The sequence below is a fragment of the Paenibacillus sp. Soil750 genome (genome assembly GCF_001428045.1).
In the GTDB taxonomy this organism is placed as follows: domain Bacteria; phylum Bacillota; class Bacilli; order Paenibacillales; family NBRC-103111; genus Paenibacillus_E; species Paenibacillus_E allorhizoplanae.
This window is the reverse complement of record NZ_LMSD01000040.1, coordinates 311,699-330,987: the sequence shown is the minus strand read 5'-3', so window position 1 is coordinate 330,987 and position 19,289 is coordinate 311,699. Positions and strand designations below refer to the sequence as shown.

General features: G+C 47.9%; 17 protein-coding genes. 11 read left to right on the top strand and 6 right to left on the bottom strand.

All coding sequences use genetic code 11. The features are described 5' to 3' along the window. Positions 1–6 precede the first annotated feature (6 nt). The gene (locus ASL11_RS28870) at positions 7–1,230 is read right to left on the bottom strand and encodes an MFS transporter (protein WP_056622440.1); all 1,224 of its coding nucleotides are present in this window, start codon (positions 1,228–1,230) and stop codon (positions 7–9) included. 136 nt (positions 1,231–1,366) lie between these two features. Between ASL11_RS28870 and ASL11_RS28865 the strand changes: the two genes are divergently transcribed. Then, positions 1,367–1,783, top strand: coding sequence for a winged helix-turn-helix transcriptional regulator (locus tag ASL11_RS28865; RefSeq protein ID WP_056622438.1), 417 nt, complete (start codon positions 1,367–1,369; stop codon positions 1,781–1,783). Further along, entirely contained in the window at positions 1,780–2,148 is a 369-nt protein-coding gene (locus tag ASL11_RS28860; protein WP_056622436.1) for a DUF4180 domain-containing protein, read from the top strand. The genes ASL11_RS28865 and ASL11_RS28860 overlap by 4 nt, the downstream gene beginning before the upstream one ends. A 499-nt stretch (positions 2,149–2,647) precedes the next feature. Here the strand turns inward: ASL11_RS28860 and ASL11_RS28855 are convergent, their stop codons facing one another. Further along, positions 2,648–2,974 carry an antibiotic biosynthesis monooxygenase gene (locus ASL11_RS28855; protein ID WP_056622434.1) on the bottom strand — a complete coding sequence of 109 codons (327 nt, stop codon included), beginning with the start codon at positions 2,972–2,974 and terminating at the stop codon, positions 2,648–2,650. Between the two features lie 94 nt (positions 2,975–3,068). Further along, the gene (locus tag ASL11_RS28850) at positions 3,069–3,740 is read right to left on the bottom strand and encodes an HAD family hydrolase (protein ID WP_056622432.1); all 672 of its coding nucleotides are present in this window, start codon (positions 3,738–3,740) and stop codon (positions 3,069–3,071) included. Between the two features lie 158 nt (positions 3,741–3,898). On the opposite strand from ASL11_RS28850, the gene ASL11_RS28845 reads away from it, so the two are divergent. The 7 genes from ASL11_RS28845 (at position 3,899) to ASL11_RS28815 (ending at position 11,625) form a co-directional block, all read left to right on the top strand. Then, complete coding sequence (locus ASL11_RS28845; RefSeq protein ID WP_056622430.1) at positions 3,899–5,683, top strand: methyl-accepting chemotaxis protein; 1,785 nt, start codon at positions 3,899–3,901, stop codon at positions 5,681–5,683. A 160-nt stretch (positions 5,684–5,843) separates the two neighbouring features. Then, positions 5,844–6,689 carry an ABC transporter ATP-binding protein gene (locus tag ASL11_RS28840; RefSeq protein ID WP_056622428.1) on the top strand — a complete coding sequence of 282 codons (846 nt, stop codon included), beginning with the start codon at positions 5,844–5,846 and terminating at the stop codon, positions 6,687–6,689. A gap of 191 nt (positions 6,690–6,880) precedes the next feature. Beyond that, positions 6,881–7,963 (top strand): 23S rRNA (adenine(2503)-C(2))-methyltransferase RlmN, encoded by a 1,083-nt coding sequence (gene rlmN, locus ASL11_RS28835; RefSeq protein WP_056622426.1) that lies wholly within the window; start codon positions 6,881–6,883, stop codon positions 7,961–7,963. 187 nt (positions 7,964–8,150) lie between these two features. Further along, positions 8,151–9,182 carry an ABC transporter ATP-binding protein gene (locus tag ASL11_RS28830; protein WP_056622424.1) on the top strand — a complete coding sequence of 344 codons (1,032 nt, stop codon included), beginning with the start codon at positions 8,151–8,153 and terminating at the stop codon, positions 9,180–9,182. Continuing rightward, entirely contained in the window at positions 9,179–9,970 is a 792-nt protein-coding gene (locus tag ASL11_RS28825) for an ABC transporter permease (protein WP_056622422.1), read from the top strand. The genes ASL11_RS28830 and ASL11_RS28825 overlap by 4 nt, the downstream gene beginning before the upstream one ends. Before the next feature lie 4 nt (positions 9,971–9,974). Further along, positions 9,975–10,766: an ABC transporter permease gene (locus ASL11_RS28820; RefSeq protein ID WP_063795712.1), complete on the top strand. Its 792-nt coding sequence runs from the start codon at positions 9,975–9,977 to the stop codon at positions 10,764–10,766. A gap of 187 nt (positions 10,767–10,953) precedes the next feature. Next, positions 10,954–11,625, top strand: coding sequence for a stalk domain-containing protein (locus ASL11_RS28815; protein WP_162261684.1), 672 nt, complete (start codon positions 10,954–10,956; stop codon positions 11,623–11,625). Between the two features lie 52 nt (positions 11,626–11,677). Here the strand turns inward: ASL11_RS28815 and ASL11_RS28810 are convergent, their stop codons facing one another. The 3 genes from ASL11_RS28810 to ASL11_RS28800 all read right to left on the bottom strand — a co-directional run bounded on the left by ASL11_RS28810 (position 11,678) and on the right by ASL11_RS28800 (position 15,326). Beyond that, complete coding sequence (locus ASL11_RS28810; protein WP_235550614.1) at positions 11,678–12,184, bottom strand: hypothetical protein; 507 nt, start codon at positions 12,182–12,184, stop codon at positions 11,678–11,680. Between the two features lie 563 nt (positions 12,185–12,747). Then, positions 12,748–14,136: a threonine synthase gene (gene thrC / locus ASL11_RS28805; protein ID WP_056622416.1), complete on the bottom strand. Its 1,389-nt coding sequence runs from the start codon at positions 14,134–14,136 to the stop codon at positions 12,748–12,750. 152 nt (positions 14,137–14,288) lie between these two features. Continuing rightward, positions 14,289–15,326, bottom strand: a complete 1,038-nt coding sequence (locus ASL11_RS28800; protein ID WP_056622414.1) for a copper amine oxidase N-terminal domain-containing protein — start codon at positions 15,324–15,326, stop codon at positions 14,289–14,291. 181 nt (positions 15,327–15,507) lie between these two features. On the opposite strand from ASL11_RS28800, the gene ASL11_RS28795 reads away from it, so the two are divergent. Together ASL11_RS28795 and ASL11_RS28790 are read left to right on the top strand one after the other, a co-directional pair. After that, on the top strand, positions 15,508–17,253 hold the full coding sequence (locus ASL11_RS28795; protein WP_056622412.1) for an ABC transporter ATP-binding protein: 1,746 nt from the start codon (positions 15,508–15,510) through the stop codon (positions 17,251–17,253). 48 nt (positions 17,254–17,301) lie between these two features. Then, the gene (locus ASL11_RS28790; protein WP_056622813.1) at positions 17,302–19,020 is read left to right on the top strand and encodes an ABC transporter ATP-binding protein; all 1,719 of its coding nucleotides are present in this window, start codon (positions 17,302–17,304) and stop codon (positions 19,018–19,020) included. Positions 19,021–19,289: the final 269 nt, after the last annotated feature.

The following is a 19,289-nucleotide window of genomic DNA, read 5'->3' as shown; positions in this document are numbered from 1 at the left end:
GATTTGTCATTGTGGTATTCCTCCTAAAATGGCTGGTTGTAATTGTTCCGTTTGATCTGATTTTTCAAGTTTGCGGCTCCAGAAGGTAAGTAGTACGGCACCGAAAACCATTACTCCACCTACCCAAGTTGTATGAATAAGACCGATGGAATCGGTAATGATGCCACCGAGGAATGCTCCCCCGGCAATGCCGGCGTTGAAAGCCGCAATATTGAAGGCAGATGCGACATCTTTGGCCTCTGGGGCGAACCGCTCAGCGAGCTGAACAACATAAATTTGTAAGCCAGGTACGTTCATGAATGCCAGTAATCCCATGAAAAAGATGGTGATTAAGCCAGCGGCTTTAAATGGTGCTGTGAACATAAAGAGAAACAGCACGAGGGATTGTAATAGGAACATAATGAGCAAGGCTTTGCTTGCATTACGGTTCGCGGCGCGACCTCCAATGATATTGCCGATCGCGATCGCAACCCCATACAGGAGTAGTATTAACGCAACTGTATGTTCTGCAAACCCAGTAATCTCATGTAACAGTGGAGATAAATACGTGAACACCACGAATGTGCCGCCGTAGCCTAAGGCTGTAATGGAGAAGGCGAGCAGCAGTCGCCCGTTGGTGACCAGCTTCAGCTGTGTACCAAGCGGTGTCCGAATGCCTTTGCGCAAATCGGAAGACACCAAGATCAGGTTTGCGATCAGAGCCACCACGCCAACCGCGACAATGGCGAAGAACGCAGCACGCCAGCCTAGCTGCTGGCCGAGGTAAGTACCGATCGGCACACCGGTCACGGTGGCGACGGTAAGCCCCGAGAACATGAGCGCAATCGCGCTGGCTCTGCGGTTCTCGGGAACGAGATCAGCGGCGATGGTTGAGCCGATCGACATGAAGATACCGTGCGCCAGCGAAGAGATGACGCGAGCGACCAACAGAACGACGATGCCACTTGCCGTGGCAGCCATTAGGTTGCCTGCGATAAACACGAGCATGATCCAGAGCAGCAGTGTTTTGCGCGAAACAGTTGAGGTTAGTGAAGTTAAGATAGGGGCCCCTAAAGTAACCCCTAACGCATATAACGTAACAGTTAACCCTGCACCTGTGATGGATATATGAAGGTCTTCAGCAATGAGCGGAAGCAGTCCGACACTGATAAACTCGGTTGTGCCAATGGCGAAGGCGCTAACCGCGAGGGCAAGCAGCGCTAGTGTATTTCCTTTGGTTTCTTGTTTCATAGCTATCACTCCAAACTTGTATGTCCCGGCCGGTAAGTGCTATTATCAGACATAATAGTCGGATTGACCAGTACGTACTTTTTAGTACGGTAGGTACTTTTCAGTGCCTATAGAATGGAAGGAGGGAAATCATCAGATGGCAAAAAAGCTGTACAACATCTCTGTAGAAGCCACGCTGGAAGTGATCGGCGGGAAGTGGAAATGCGTCATTCTCTGCCATTTGACCCATGGTAAACGGAGAACGAGTGACCTCAAGCGATTGATGCCTAGAATTACTCAGAAAATGCTGACACAACAGCTTAGAGAGCTCGAAGACGATGGGATCGTGGATCGGATCGTGTACAATCAAGTGCCGCCTAAAGTGGAGTATGCGCTCAGCGAGTATGGTGCAAGCCTGAAACCGATTTTGGATTCGCTCTGCAATTGGGGAGAAACGCATATCATCAAAGAATATGGAGATAAATTCGTTGTTCTAGAGGAAAATGTGCTGAATAAACGGGACGAAGATGTCCTAGTCGACGAACTTATGGAGAAAGAGGTAGAAATGACATGAATACAACGATCAATCAGAAGGGCGATTCTCAGGTAGCCATCGTGGAGAGCACGGACATTCTCATCAGCAACGTGCAAGATGCGTTAGATTTGATGGCATCCGTCCAATACCTGACAGGTTGCGATAAGTTTATTATTAATCAGTGGAATTTGACGGAGGATTTCTTTGAGCTCAAAACGAAACTCGCAGGCGATGTTCTCCAGAAATACACGAACTATCATATGAAAATGGCCGTTATCGGCGAATTCGATCAATACGACAGCAAAAGCCTCCGCGATTTCATCTACGAATGCAATCATGGTAAGCAATTCTTCTTCGTAGCAGACGAGCAGGCTGCTTTGGACGCTCTGCATGGTGTGAAGTAGCAGCATTGCTGACGCCAAACATCTAACACGCACCACATAACACCAATAAATTCAGCTACTCAATTCATTGAATCGGACGCATACTTAGTCAGCACCAGTGTCGAATGTCAACGTCCCAGCCCCCAACGTTTCCTCAAGCAGCCCCCGCGGCAATGATTAACTGGAAAAACTACAGCTAATCCTGCCATTATTTCGCCGAGACACGATTTAACTGGAAAACATGTAGCTAATTTGGCGCTTTCGAGCTGGATGAGTTCAAAACGCTAGAATTAGCTGTAGGAAATCCAGTTAATCGTATTTTTACCGCGGAATCAGCTGATTTAGCTGTACTTTTTCCATCTAATCTCTGTAAGCGTGCGAGCAAAAGTGTCCGCTATTGACGGACGGGTAGGTAGGCGGCAATGCAATGTTTGGGGCATTGTGCTTCTGTACCGCGCTGCCGCGAGTGCCCCTGCCAACCAACAAAAAAAGCAGCGCAGGATCTCCCCGCGCCACCTTTTTATTTCCCGAACTGGCCGGGCCGCACTTTCTTCACATCAAACATGCTTACATTTGACGAAATAACGTATTCAGGACGTTCCTGCCCTTTACTGTTACGGTGGCCCGCCAGATGCTCGGGGCTTTTCTCCCAGTTTTTCCACGCCTGCTCGGATTCCCAACGAATGAAAACGACGACCTCTTCAGACTCTTTGCTCCGTTTGTTGACCATAACGGTCACATCGATTAGCCCTTCCATACCGTCCAACGGACCTTCCTTGCTAAAGCGTTCAACGACTTTGTCGCTATTACCAGGTTGTACAATAATGGTTCTTTGTTGAATAAGCACGAAGCTCAGCTCCTTTTTAACAATACATGATTATGAGAATCATTATCATTTAAAAAGAGGAAGCCGTCAACATGTGCTTTTTATGTTTACTAAATCACCTGCCACCCTCGACCGCCTCCAGCAAAGCTTGCAGCGATAGTTCCGCCAAAGTCCCCACTGTACGCGGCTCCCCGTCAAAAGACAGGAGGTTCGTGACCGGGTTAGGCACCACGATGTAATGCATGCCAGCGGCCGCTGCCGCGCGAGCACCGTTAGGTGAATCCTCAATCGCAATCGCTTCATCCGGCTGTACGCCAAGGTCTTTCAACGCAAGCTCATACAGCTCGGGATGTGGCTTCACCAAAGCGACATCTTCAGCGGTGCGAATCGTTTCGAAATAATCGCCGATTCCCAACTGAGCTAAATACGTATCGACCCAAGCTCGCCGGGAGCTGGAGGCTAAACCAATGCGCAGGCCTAATCCTTTGGCCGTCTCTAAATAATCAAGTATTCCCGGGCGAATACCTTCATGCGCCATCTTCTGGGTATGTCGATCATGCACGCCTTGCCGAAATGACTCCCGATCCAACGGAATCTTCAGCTCCGTGATCAAATATTCATAGGGATCGAAGACATGCGAGGATGTTCCAATGCACTTTCCGTACATGTCCAAAGTCAGCTCCACCTCATGCTCGAGATAAGCTTCCCTGAACGCTTCATACCAAGCTGTCTCCGTATCCAGAATCGTGCCGTCAAAATCCAAGATCAATGCTTTTATCCTAGCCAAACTGCCATCCTCCTTAAGAACTACAACAAATTCTAAATAATATTGGGAAGGGTTTCTAAAAACTTTGTCGAAATCTAGAAGACTAGCCTGTATGACCTATATGACCTAGGTGTACCAAACCGCTATGCTGTACAATTCTGGAGGTGTTTTTGTTAATCATGTCACAAGCTAAATCACAAGGCAAGCAAACATCTGTAAGGTTCTTTCGATCACTCTCTTTCAAAATTTCAGCTTGGACAGCCGCCTGCTATATTGTACTTTGCGTGTTGCTTACCTTCGTTTCCTATCAACAGCATAGGCAGCAAATGTCAGATAACTTGGTCGCACTTGAAGGGATTTTCCATGCTCCCCTCATGCAGAAGATAGATTATATTGAGAAATCAAAGGAAGAATTAAAGAAAAATAAAGAAGCTTATAAGTATGAACCTGCTGTTATGAACGTACAGGAGGATATGGACCGTGTTTCTAAAGGGGATTTGGTCGAAAACGCCTACTTATTTTACCCAGAATGGACAACATTGGAGGGAGAGCCAGCTCTTCTGAACTTGCTATCCAATGCGGAGTTATATGTGGATGAGAAGCCAGCAGATCCATATGCACCAGTTCCTGAGTTGCTTGAGGCACTTAAGGAAGCTGAGAAAACAGGTTTCGGTATCACGGGTGTCTACCAAGATTCATTAGGAACTTGGGTGAGCGCGGTAAGTACGATTCGAGATAAGGACGGCAAACTTGTTGCTTTCGTTGGATTAGATTTCGATTATGGCGTTCTGCAGGCACAGATGAATAAATATACGCTCCAATCGATATGGACGGGGTTAATCGCCATTGTGATCGGGACACTTTTCATCGTCTTCATTGTACGATTGTATCTGCGCCAGATTACCCCATTAATGAAGCTGGCACAGTCGGCTGCAGCAGGGGATTTATCGGATGCATCGCTAGTCAAAAGCAAAAGCAGTGATGAATTGGGTGTATTAGGCAATCATTTGAAAGACATGGTCGGGAACCTACGTGGACTCATTGTTCAGATTGCGCAAGCAGCGCAACAAGTTTCGGCGGCTTCGGAATCGCTGCAAACGGGTGCTGAGCAGACGAGCCAATCTACCGCGTCTGTCTCGGAGATGATGGGACAGCTTGCTTCACATTCGGAGCAGCAGCGTCAAGGCACAGAGGAAAGCAGTCATGCCATGAATGAGATGGCTGTTGGGATTCAACGCGTAGCGGAATCAGCAGGGCATGCCACGGACATTTCAGGCCATGCACGCGCTCATACGAGCGAAGGCAACGCGCGGATGGGGCAGAGCATGCTGCAAATAACGGAGGCCCTGCGCTCCGTCCAACAGGCGGTACAAGCGATTCAGAGCTTGAAGTCGATGTCCGAGGAAATCGGCGAGATCACAGTCCTCATTACGCAAGTGACGAGACAAACCAATTTGCTAGCACTGAATGCCTCTATTGAGGCAGTGAGAGCTGGCGAGCACGGCAAGGGCTTCGTAGTCGTTTCCACGGAAATCCGCAAGCTTGCGGATCAATCTCGACTGGCGACAGAGCGTATTGCTGAGCTCGTGGAGCGTGTCCAACACGAGACAGGAGCCGCTGTTATCGCGATGGATCGCGGCCTTGGGGAAGTGGAGGCTATGCAGGCTGTCGTTGAACAAACGGACGGTACATTCAAGGATCTTTCTGGCACGGTGCAGGAGGTCGTCGATCAGATGACCGATGTATCTGCTGTATCGGAGCAAATGTCAGCGAGCTCAGAAGAGGTACTAGCCGGAATCGTGGAAATGGCGGAGCTAACTCGCATGACAACGGAGCTTACACAGGCTGTTGCGGCTGCAACGGAGCACCAATTAGCGACGATTTCGGAAGTTGCCAGGACGGCTAATGAATTAAACGGAATGTCGAATGAGCTGCAATTGGCTGTGGCTCGGTTTAAAGTTTAAGTCTCATAACAGGTGGAAGAAGTAGGATGCCTTCAGGCATCCTATTTTTGTATGAAAAGCCTTGACAATTTCATTGATAATGATTATCATTTTTAGTTGATGGAGAGAAATTATAGAATCATTGGGCCCTATATACATATTGGAAAAGGGGATGTTCCTCATGGCAATAGCAACGAGAATATATACCGAACAATTACATGTTTCTTACGATAAATTGAAAATCATCAATGATCTAAGCATCGAGATTCCAACGGGCAAGATCACCGCATTAGTCGGTGCTAATGGCTCGGGGAAATCAACGATTTTGAAAGCTATGTCGCGACTGTTGAAGCCAACAGAAGGGACCGTTTTCCTAGACGGTCATTCCATTCATCATCAATCGACGAAGGAAATCGCGAAGAAATTAGCGATTCTACCGCAGTCGCCATCTGCTCCGGAAGGTATTACAGCTGAAGAACTCGTAGGATATGGTCGTTTCCCGCATCAGCGCGGTTTCCAGAAGATGTCCAACGCCGATCGTGAGATCATCAACTGGGCATTCGAAGTGACAGGGATGACAGCGTTCAAGGATCGTCCGATCGATCATCTATCGGGTGGTCAACGCCAACGGGTATGGATCGCAATGGCGTTAGCGCAGCAGACCGATATGCTGTTCTTGGATGAGCCAACGACTTATTTGGATATGGCGCATCAGCTTGAGGTTCTCTGCCTGTTGAAAGAGATCAACGAGCGTCACAATACGACAATCGTCATGGTTGTGCATGATTTGAATCATGCGACGCGTTATGCGGACCATTTGATCGCGATTAAATCAGGGAATGTCGTCTATGAAGGCGCACCGATGGATATTGTAACACCGCAAATGCTGCTCGATGTGTTCGCTATTCATGCCGATGTCATCGTGGATAAACGTGCCGGCGTGCCGCTCTGTATCCCTTATGGCTTGGTATCGGATGATGAAGTCGTGGCGAAAGAGGAACGTAAAGTAGCAGTAACGAGTGCTTGATTAGCTCAGATGAGCCTGTGATAGAGGTGCCCCCGGATCGGGAGGTGCCTTTTCTTTGTGGAAATGATAGGCTTCCCTTGTGTTCAGGGAGGATTTTTGGCACAATACTAACTAGAGAGATTGAGATGGTACGCTTCGGCTGCTTAGAAGAACTGGACTGCATGTGATAGTCTTGAAAAGAGGATAACGGAATGAAACTTTCATCCATATATGGATTAACTTTTGATCAATTGGTCGCTTGGCTGGCCGAAAAAGGCTACAAAAAGTCGCGCGCCCTGCAAGTATGGGACTGGCTGTATCGCAAGCGGGTCGCTTCGTTCGCGGAAATGACGGATGTGAAAGAGGATTGCTTGGCCACCTTAAGCGAGCATTTTGCTATTCATACCTTGAATGAGCACACGCGGCAGGAATCGGCGGACGGCACAATGAAATTCCTGTTCAAGTTATCGGACGGCAATTTGATCGAAACTGTGTTGATGCGTCATAAATTCGGGTTATCCGTCTGTGTGACGACGCAAGTGGGTTGTAACATTGGCTGCAGCTTCTGTGCCAGTGGCTTGTTAGCCAAGAGCCGTGATTTGTCCGCCGCGGAAATCGTGGAACAAATTATGAAGGTCCAATTTCATTTGGATACTATGGGCAAAGCTGAACGCGTTAGCCATATTGTGGTGATGGGGATTGGCGAACCGTTCGACAATTTCGTGAATATGGTTGATTTTATCCGCGTCGTAAAGGATCAGAAAGGTTTGGATATTGCTGCTAGACACATAACAGTATCCACCAGCGGTCTTGCGCCTAAAATTAAAGAGTTTGCAGACTCGGATTTGAAAGTGAATCTAGCAATTTCCTTGCATGCGCCAACGAATGAGCTTCGTACACGCATCATGAAAATCAACAAAGCGATTCCGATCGAGACGTTGATGGAAGCGATTGAGTACTATTTGGAGAAGACGAATCGCCGTATTACGCTTGAGTATATTTTGCTCAAAGACGTGAACGATGGCAGAGAACATGCGCTTCAACTGGCTGAGCTAATTCAGCATATCCGCCAGCTGGCGAATGTGAACTTGATTCCGTACAATCCGGTGGATGAGCACAGCCAGTATCAACGGAGTGAGCGCGAATCGGTGCGCGCTTTCTACGATACGCTCAAGAAGCAAGGCATCTCATGCAGTGTGCGATTGGAGCACGGGACGGACATTGATGCCGCTTGTGGACAATTGCGAAGCAAACAAATCAAACAATCCACAGGGGATAACGTTGTGGCGGGATAATAGAAAGGCCTGTGAATGATCTTCATTCACAGGCTTATTTCTTGTCCATTTTTCCAAATAGAGGAATTAAATGGCTGAAGTAGAATGAGTAAAGTGAAGATCATTAAGTTTCACCAACCGGATTGAATGCGTTTACAATAGATGTAAGCTTAGTCATACAATTTTAAAAGAGTTCTGGGGGAGCGTAATGAAACTTATTCAAGTAGAGGAACTAACCAAAAACTTTCGCCAAGCTGTCAAAAGTCCAGGATTGGCCGGTGCTGTTAAGCATTTATTCACCCAGTCCTATCGCGAGAAACTGGCTGTTGACCGTATCAGCTTCTCGATCGAGGAAGGGGAGGCAGTGGCCTATGTAGGACCGAACGGGGCAGGGAAGTCGACCACAATTAAAATGCTGACAGGCATTCTTACGCCCACCACGGGAAGCATTGTTGTCGATGGGCTAGTCCCGTACCAGCAGCGCAAGCGCAACGCCAAAACGATAGGGGCTGTATTCGGTCAACGCTCCCAGCTTTGGTACGACATCCCAATCATTGAATCGTTCTCCTTAATCAAAGATATTTATGAAATTCCGTCTGACGTTTACAAACGAAATATGGATCGGTTTACAGAAATGCTTGGTTTGGCTGAATTTCTGAATCTTCCCACACGCAAGTTATCGTTGGGGCAACGAATGCGAGCCGATTTAGCGGCAGCCCTGCTGCATAATCCGAAAATTATTTATCTTGATGAGCCCACGATTGGACTGGATATTTCGGTAAAAGTGAAAATCCGTCAATTCATCAAGGAGTTAAATAAGGAACAAGGGACAACCATCGTGTTAACGACGCATGATCTTGAAGATATCGAGGATATTTGTCGCAGGCTTATCATTATTGATCACGGAAGGATCCTCTATGACGGGTCGCTTCAGGCGGTGAAAGATTCATTTGCGCGCGAGCGGACGTTTCACGTGCAATTGAAAGAGGAGGCTCCTCAGCTCGGTCATATCATCCGGCAGCACCCGGAAATGATCCTCGAGGAACAACAAGGACGACAACTGTCCATTCGTTTCGATCGGCTGCGATTTACAGCGGGCGAGATTCTCGCACTCGTCATGCAGCATGGCGAAATCATCGATTTTCGCATCGATGAACCGAAAATTGAACAGGTGATTCGCAAGCTATATGACGGAGAACTGGAGTTGAGTCAAGAACTCATGGGGGCTTATAACCGATGAGAAAATACATCACACTCGCCAAGTTGGCCATGCAAGCTGCCGTCGCGTATCGGATGTCTTTCTTGATTAATATGTTAGGCGGGATGTTTTTCATCATTGCCATGTTTTACTTGTGGGAAGCGATCTATCAAGGGAAACCAGTGTTTGTTAATTTTACATGGGAACAGATGAAAACATATTTATTTATCGCCTATTTGTCTAACTCTTTACTCTCCTTTTACTCGGAGGGGAAAATTGGAGGTCGTATTCGGAGCGGTGAGGTGGCGATCGACTTACTTAAACCGCTCGATTTTCAGAAAGCTCGTTTTGCCGAGACGATCGGAACGAGCATTATTGAAGGTGGTTTGACCGTTGTCTTGATGGTCGGGCTGGCCATCGTATTTGAAGGCATTCAGCTGCCGACACATGCGCTAACATGGGTGTATTTTATCATCAGTATGTTGGGAGCGGTTGTGATCAAATTCGGAGTCGTTTATTTGTTTGCGCTATGCTGCTTCTATACGGATAGTTTATACGGCATATCATTAGCACGAGCAGCGCTGACGAATTTGTTTTCAGGTGCGTTAGTGCCGTTTGCTTTTTTGCCAGGTTGGCTCAATACCATATGTGAGGTGCTCCCATTCAAGGGGATTGTGTATGTCCCTTCCATGATTTATTTAGAGCAAATGAATGGAAGTGTGCTGTGGCAAGCCATTGGCGAGCAGTTCCTATGGGCTGTCGGATTATGGGTGCTTGGCGCCCTATTATACAGCAGAGCCGTTCGTCAAGTGACGATCTATGGAGGGTAACCGTATGCGTCGGACTATGTATTTATATGCGCGTCTGTTTAGCCAGCAGCTGAAAGCGATTCTGGAATATCAGGCGGATTTCTTAATTCTGGTGGTTGCCGCTATGCTCACACAGGTGCTTGGATTAGTGTTTATTTGGCTCGTATATCAGCGGATTCCTGTGGTGCATGGATGGAGCTACTGGGAAGTGATATTTGTATTTGCGATGGTGAACTTCTCTACGGGGATCTCACAGTTTTTCTTTGAGGGAACGTGGCGCATTAGCGGATTAATTAACACGGGTGGCTTTGATCTTATTCTCCTTCGCCCCATTTCGCCTACCTTGCAAATCTTGAGCGGTGCTGTTGGGATGAATGGGCTCGGGAATGCCCTGCTAGGCGGTATCATGCTGTTTCAAGCGCTATCACATGTTGCCATCGATTGGTCCATTCTTCGCGTAGTGATCTTCATTCTGCTCTTTCTATGTGCGCTAGTGATTCGTGTGGCGATTAATTTGGCCTCGAATAGCTTATCCTTTTGGACAGGCGCGCCAGGCAACGCATTTCCCATGATGGTGAGCAGCTTGTCAGAGTTCGTGAAGTTTCCTTTGACGATCTACGCTACGGGTGTGCAACTGTTTTTCTCGATCATTATTCCTTATGCATTTATTAATTTTTATCCTGCATCCTACTTGTTTAATAAGCCGATGGGAGCGACGATGGGGTTGCTGACACCGATCGTAACAGTGGTTTTTACAGCTGCATCCATCTGGATGTTTAGAAAAGGTCTGAAACGGTATGAAGGTACGGGGAATTAACGTGTACATAAAGGGAACGAGCACTTCTGGCGGATATCGGGGGTGCTTTTTGCTTGTATCGGTATATGGAAAAAGAATTGATCTGATGCTGATGTGGACAATCGCGGCATACAATGAGTACAAATGGTCAACACTGTCAACCTGCTGTCTAAAACTTTTCCAAAGTGACTCGAAGGGAGTGGTGAACTTGAACAAATGGTTGTTGACTCTAATCTGCAGCATGGCTTTATTCACAGCGACAGCTGTCTACGCTTCTGACACGATTCAGAAAGGCAGACAAGTTAAGGTGAATGGCAAAGTGCTCGACACACAGGTGGAAGTAACGAAAGATGGAACAACAATAACTTCGACTCGGGCAATTGCGGAGGCACTCGGTGCTAAAGTGATTTGGAACGCACCTTCGAACACGGTTGAAATTCATCGTGCAGAAGGCAAAATGACGTACGATGATAACCAGATGTCATATGCCCATTATGTATCCTTGCTGCTTCACGGTACATATAGCTTGAAGGTTGAGGTTATAGGAGAGAACCTTGGGGCTCATTCAGACACGACAATCGTGTTTGCGGATGGTTATGTGGATGTGCCAGAAAATACGGATTTTCAGAAATTGTTTCTTTTACTGCTGGCAGATCAAGTGGGGGAGTTACCTAACAAGCGTATCGAGTTCTGGTCCAATAAAGAGCTTGCTAAGGCGTATGTCTCTGGGGAATATCGCGTGGATGGGCTGGAAGGATGGTCGGGGTTGAATGCCCGGTTCGGCTTGTTAACGAACGAGGGAGGAAGCGTATCGCTTTCGCATATTCTCAGTGTTCATGAGCATGACAACGTCTCGATTGGTAAATATAAGCCCCAATGACACCGAAAGCCGTCCCTGCAGTGAACCTGCGGGACGGCTTTCTCATTGGTGATTAGTTTCGACTACGTACGATCATCATGAGGCCGCCAACAACGATAAGCCCAATAGCGATGATTGAATTGTTATGGAAGAGCGTCCCGAAGATAGAACCGATGGAGAAGATCGCGAAGAACAGCAGCGACATCACGGATAGGATGTTAATCGGAATAAGCAAGTACTTATTGCGGCCACCGAACCAATATAGTTCGAACAAGCCGACAGCCACAGCGAGCATGAAACCTGGCCACATGAGGTGCCAAATATCAAAAAGCGCTGAGATTTGGCACACGATACCTGCCGTTAGTAGAATACCACCCGGAACAAGTACGCCTACGCCCCGTCGTTGCGTGATGAAGAAGTACAACCAGTGGAAGAAGACTCCGACGGGAATAACGAAGAGTGTCGGCCAGAAATATTCAAAAATAGTGCCTGAGCTAAACGATACATCCCCTTTTAAGAACAAAAAAACACCTAGCAGAATCAAGATCGGGCCGAGAAAGGCGCTGCGATTCATATTCATATTCAATTTGTTCACTCCTATTGTTGGATTCATTATTCTAAGAATACCATGACAGGGTACAAGTGTCTTCAGACTATAGGGAAGGACGAAGATCGGTCTGAGGACTGATTTAACTGGGAAACATACAGCTAAATTTGCCCAATTCGTCATTGGAAAAGGAATAACTGGATTTCCTACCGCTATTTTCGCACATCCCGTCCCAAACCGCCTTAAACCCGAAATTTAACTACCTAAAATCCATCTAATTGAATAAACTTGCCCATTTTTGCTTGAATAGATGTAGTTTTTCCAGTTAATCCAATTGCAATCTACTTAAGTCCCTGAGGTGTGCTAATTGTGGGCTTGGAGGGGAGGTGTTTGTGGGGAAGTCATGCAGGTGGTGTAGCAACAGGAGTAAGTGATGGAGGAGCAATAATAAGGGTGTAGTAGCTGAATAATAAGGTCGGGGATACAGATAGAAGTAGTAGTAGTAAAAAAGGATCCCCCACACGCCAAAAAGCCTTCCCTCCACAACGTGGAAGGAAGGCTTCTACAGAAGGGGCAGAAGCCCCTATAAACCCTTACTAGAAAAACTTCACGAGTTCATTCTTGATCTCGTCGTTCGAACCGCCAACCACCTTCTGGAACTGTGGTTTGTCGAACAGCGCTTGGATTTGCTCTGGATACGTCTGCGCAATACCGCGCAAGCGGATCGACTCATCGAACTTCGCCGGATGCGCAGTGGACAAGGATACCGTTACCTCGCCAGCGACGGCGAGTTTATCGGCTGCAGCAACACCGCATGCGGTATGCGGATCAAGCAAGTACTCGTACTTCGCGTGGTAGTCGCTGATCGTGTCGAGACACTCGTCGTTCTTCACGCCGTACGCAGCGAAATCAGCCTGTACGGTCTTCAACTTGTCGGCTGGGATGACGACGCGGCCCTCGGCCTTGAACTGCTCCATGATCGCGTTAACAGCCGCAGCGTCCTCGCCGTACAGATAGAACAAGTAGCGCTCGAAGTTGCTCGCCACTTGAATGTCCATGGACGGGCTATACGTACCGCGGAACTCGCCTGGTTGATATATGCCTTCTTGTACGAATTTCTCAAGAATATTGTTTTCATTCGTTGCAAGAATGAGCTTGTTGATCGGAAGTCCCATTTTCTGAGCTAGGTAGCCAGCAAAAATATCGCCAAAGTTCCCCGTCGGCACGCTGAAATTCACCTTAGCAGCCTGCGCCTCTTGTGGCAGTTGGAAGTAAGCGTAGAAATAATACACGGTTTGCGCCAAAATGCGGGCAATATTGATCGAGTTAATCGCGCGTAAATGGTAGCGGTGCTTGAACTCAACGTCAGCGAAAAGCTCCTTGATAATGCGTTGGCAATCATCGAAAGTACCTTCAACGGAAAGATTCAATACATTCTCGTCATTGACGGTTGTCATCTGAAGCTCTTGCACCTTGCTCACCTTCTGGTGCGGATGCAGGATACAAATACGGATGCCCTCTTTACCGCGAACGCCCTCGATTGCCGAAGCGCCTGTATCACCGGAGGTAGCTCCAAGGATGTGGATGATGGAATTCGTTTTGCGTGAAACATACGAATACAGATTGCCAAGGAACTGCAGGGCAATATCCTTGAAAGCAAATGTAGGCCCGTGGAACAATTCAAGCACATATGTGTCATCGCTTAGGCGCTTAACCGGTGTAACTGCTTCATCACGGAACGTTGCGTAGCTTTCATCAACAAGCTGCTTCAGCTCATCGCGAGGAATTTCGTTGTTCACAAAAAGTGAGAAAATTTCAAGAGCGAGCTCTGAATAGGAGAGCTTCGACCAGCTTTGAAGTGTGTCAGCGGATAGCTGCGGGAGGCTTTTCGGTACGAGTAGACCGCCGTCATTGGCCAATCCCATCAGGATCGCATCGATGAAGCCGATAGGTTCTACTTTGCCGCGAGTGCTAATGTATTCCATATGAGTCCCCTTATACGATTGAATTTTCAGTTATTGTATCAAAAAACAGAACATTTGGACAGTGCACATCCGTCACGGATAGGACTCTTTCAAAAACAAAGAAACCTTCCCCTTTAGGGAAGGTTCAACGAAGGTTCTATCAAGCAAATATGTTATTCTTGCTCTGCTTCTACAACGATTTTCCAAGCGTTGCTGATAGGCGGCAAGCTTTTGGTCATCATAGGGCCGTAGAATCCGATAACGTTCGTGCCTTTAACAAGCGCGGATTTGTCAATGGCCTCACCTTTACCGTCTACTATGGCTGTGTCAGCACTAACTGTAAGAACAACCTCACCTGGGGCATCTTCAGTAAGTCCTTGGCCTTTGACAAGAAGGCTGCCATCTTCGCGTACAGCTTCAATCACGCCAGTTGTACCTAAGGCACCCTTATGAGCTGCTGTATCAAGCACAGTGATGTTGGATGCAGACGTTTGCGGCGGCAAGCTAAGTGTCATCGCCATGGAATGCTCTGCAGTGATCGTTAAACCAACGTGAAGATCAGCAAGTGTCAGCTTCGTGCCGTCAAGCATTTGGTAAGTCGTTTCCGGGCTCACATTGAGAACGATACCGCCAGTGCCCGTGTCTTGAATTTGAATTTGTGCGTTATCGCCTGTTGTACGAATGGAGGTAATGACGCCGGTCGATTGCACTTTCTTGGTCGCCTCTTTCATTGTAATTCCGACGGAGCTTCCTTTAGCAGAAACGGTCCCATGAAGAATCGTGCCAAAGAAGGAAGCAGGCACATACATCATGCTGTTCACTAATTGAGGTGCTGTGCCGAGTTGTGTCAGCATTTTATTTATCGTGTAGCGATCTTCGCCTATTTTCACCGTTGTAAATAGATTCGCCTTCGTCAGATCAACCGCATAGGTCGTAGGATTCCATGTGAGCGTGAAGCCAAGGCTTTCAGCAACAGCGCGTAGTGGGAGCATGGGCTCTGTGATTCCCGTTTTCTCAAATCCGGATTCACTAATCGCATTACCATTAACTTGAACGGTGACAGGGGCTTCGAAAATCGTCTTAACAGGCTGAATTTGCTTAGCGTGCATATCTGGAATAACAGCTTCTGTGGTAGCAGCATAAGCAGCTCCAGTTGTCAGCATGCTGGATAAGGTGAGGATGGTTAGCGTTTTTTTCATCATAGGTTTCATCGTGTGTAACTTCCTTCCTGTATGTAAAATATGGGTAATGTTCTGCTTTCTCTAACGCATGGTTCTGTGACAAGGTTGCAGACGAGCTGAAAGTTTCATTTTAGATAAGATACAGAGTGGACTTCATTGGGTGGAAACTATAGAATCAATGAGTGTGCCAAGAAATTGTAAAGAGGTGGTAATGGTGTCTTTTGTTATGAAGCTTCGCTGGTTTTTCAAAGAGAGATGGAAGTATTATGTACTAGCAGTCTCCCTCTTAATCGGTGTGAATATCTTAGCGACGATTCCGCCCAAAATGATCGGGAATATCATTGACCATATTCGTACTGGAAATTTAACAGCTTCCGGGCTTCATTATACGGTTTACTTGCTGATTGGGCTTTCGTTGCTTCTGTATGTCATGACCTATTTGTGGATCACGAACTTATTCGGGAACTCCGCTTTGGTGGAGAAGTTGCTTCGAGGGCGATTGTTAACGCATTTGTCCAAAATGTCTCCTCCGTTTTTCCAACGCAACACGACGGGACAGCTGATGGCACTGGCGACGAATGATATTCTAGCCATTGGTCAAACCTCCGGGTACGGCGTCATGACGCTCGTTTCTACGATTGTAGGGGCTTCCGTTGTCATCATCACGATGGTGTCGCTGATCTCCTTCAAGTTAATGCTAGCGGCGTTAATACCGCTGCCTTTTCTAGCTGTCATGATTAATTTGTTAGGCAAAAAGGTACGCGTACGCTTCCTTGCGGCTCAAGCCTCCTTCGGTGTGATGAATGATCATGCACTGGAATCAATCTCCGGTATCCGGGTGATTCGTTCTTATGTGCAAGAAGCGCACGATTTAAAAGCCTTCGATGAAGTTACATCGGATGTGATGAACAAAAACCGCCGCGTATCGATGCTCAACGCGCTGTTCCAACCATTGACTTCGTTGATCGTTGGTCTCAGCTATTCGATCGGTATCGGATACGGGTCGTATCTCGTGTTCCAAGGCGAAATCACGCTGGGACAGCTGATTTCGTTCAATATTTACCTCGGTATGCTCATCTGGCCGATGATTTCCTTTGGCGAGTTTATTAACGTTCTGCAACGGGGCAGCGCCTCGGCAGATCGTCTCGATAAGGCACTGACGCAACAAGCTGATATTGTTGACGCTGAGAAGCTTGTCCACGTCGCTGTGCCTGAACGCATTGAGATGAACGATTTAACGTTCACCTACCCGACAGCGAATCATCCGAGCCTCGTCCATGTCTCCTTTGAGTTGGAGCGAGGACAGACGCTTGGGATCGTCGGCCGGACCGGCAGCGGCAAAAGCACGCTCCTTAAGCAACTGCTGCGTCAATATCCCATTGATCCAGGCAAGTTGAGCATCTCGGGTGTACCCATCGAGCAAATTACCATAGATCAAATCAAACGCTGGGTTGCCTACGTGCCACAGGAGCATCTGCTGTTATCGAAATCCATTCGCGACAATGTCGCGTTAGGTAAACATACGGCTTCACCGGAAGAGATTGCGCACGCCGTGGAGATGGCTTCTTTTACTCAAGATATTGCCCAAATGCCAGAAGGTTTAGCAACCATTGTTGGTGAGAACGGCGTGATGTTGTCCGGCGGACAGAAACAGCGTTTAGCGATTGCGCGTGCGCTGTTGATTGATTCGGAGATTTTGCTGCTGGATGACTCGCTCTCCGCGGTAGATGCACGTACGGAAAGTCGCATTCTCCAGCATATCCGTAAGGAACGAGCGGGGCGTACGACTCTCATTTCCACACACCGACTGTCTGCTGTGAGCCACGCGAACTGGATTCTTGTCCTGGATGAAGGCCGAGTCATTGAAGAGGGCACCCATGAGGAGCTTATGCAGTTCGGTGGCTGGTACCGGGAACAGTGGGATCGTCAACAGATGGAAGCCAGTCTTGAAGAGTGAGAAAGGAGGACAACTATTTTGTCTAAACCGACTACGGCCAGACGACTCATGTCTTACGCACTCGTCTACAAGTTCAGAATTCTCGGAGCGCTGCTCATTCTTTGTTGTTCAGTAGCTGCCGAGCTGGGCGGGCCTTATATAACGAAAACGATTATTGATACCTATCTCTCCACAGGTGCGAAAGAAATAGCTCCGGTACTCAAGTTGCTGGGCTTGTATATGGGTTTACTGTTAACAGCAGGTCTATGTAATTATTCACAAGCCTATATTCTTCAGTCTACCGCCTTACAAATTATTAAAAACATGCGGATGGATCTGATGGGCCACATTCAGCGTATTTCCCTGCGTTATTTCGATAACACGCCGATTGGCCAAGTTGTATCTCGTATCGCCAATGATACGGAAGCTGTCCGCGATCTGTTCATGAGCTTCATGGCTACGTTCGTTGTCAGCATGCTGCAACTGGTGGGGATTTACGTTGCACTCTTCCTATTGGATTGGCATCTAGCTTTGTTCTGCTTGGTACTGCCGCCGATTTTTGTGGTGATAATGTATGTTCATCTCAAATATTCGAAAATCTTCATCACCATTATGCGCGCCAGACTTAGCGATATGAACGCGATGATCAATGAATCGATCGTTGTGATGCCGATTATTCAGGCTTTTCGCCGCGAGAAAGTCACGCTAGATGAGTTCGAAGTGCTGAACATGGATCGCTATGTGAACCAGCGGAAGCAATTTCAAATTTACGGACTTTCCACACGTAATGTGGTGGGGACGATCGGCAGCTTAGTGACGGCGATGGTCATTTGGTATTTTGGTGGAAAATCGCTGGAGACCGCTATTTCGTTCGGAGTGTTTTATGCGTTTATTGATTATTTGGGTCGGGTTTTTCAGCCGATCATCGGGATTTTCGATCAATTGACGAATGCGCAGCGGGCTTTTGTATCGGCGGAAAAGGTGTTCACGATTCTTGACATGGAAGGTCAAGAGGTTGAAAAGGTTGGCCACGTTGAGCGACCTGAGGGCATTGTGAAGTTCGATAATGTCACCTTTGCTTATAAAGAAGGGGAAAATGTTCTGAAGAGCATTTCGTTCGAGGCGCGAAAAGGGGAGACCATCGCCCTAGTCGGGCACACCGGCTCAGGCAAAAGCTCCATCTTGAACTTACTGCTCGGTTTCTACGAGCCTGGTGAGGGCTCGATCACGATTGATGGCCGCGACATCAGAGGCATGTCCAAGCAAGCCCTGCGTAAGCATATGGGGATCGTGTTGCAGGATCCGTTCCTGTTCGCAGGGGACATCAAGTTCAACGTCAGCCTGTACAACCAGGACATCTCGCTGGACAGAGTGAAAGCTGCGCTGCGGGATGTAGGCGCAGCTGGCTTTATCGAGCAGCTGCCGAACGGCTACGACGAGCAAGTCGTCGAGCGGGGCAGCACGCTGTCCTCTGGCCAGCGACAATTGATCTCGTTCGCACGCGCGCTTGCGTTCGATCCGTCGATCCTGATCCTCGATGAGGCGACAGCCTCCATCGACAGTGAGACGGAAGGACTCATCCAGCGCGCGCTGAAGGTTGTGAGTGAAGGGCGGACGACACTCGTCATCGCGCATCGGTTGTCCACGATCCGCGATGCGGATCAAATTCTTGTACTGCACCGCGGCGAGATCGCCGAGCGGGGCAATCACGATACGCTCATGGCGCTAGGCGGGCGCTACGCGAAAATGTATCAACTGCAGAAGGGTTCTTCGGCAGTTGTAGGATAGAGAGAGGCGCTTCCTCGGTTGATGAGGAAGCGCCTTTTGTGTGTGTGCAGTGGCACACTACCACTCCCCCCGTCACAGGAGCGCTTGTCGGATTAACTGGAAAAACTCCATCTATTTTCGTGGATTTTGCCCCTGATGGACGATTAGGTGGAAAACCTCCAGTTAAAATCCCCGATTTTGGGTTATACGGCATAATACGGCCAAATTAACTACAGGAAATACAGTTAAGTTATCGAAAGTGAGGAAAGTGGCGAAATTAGATGTACTTT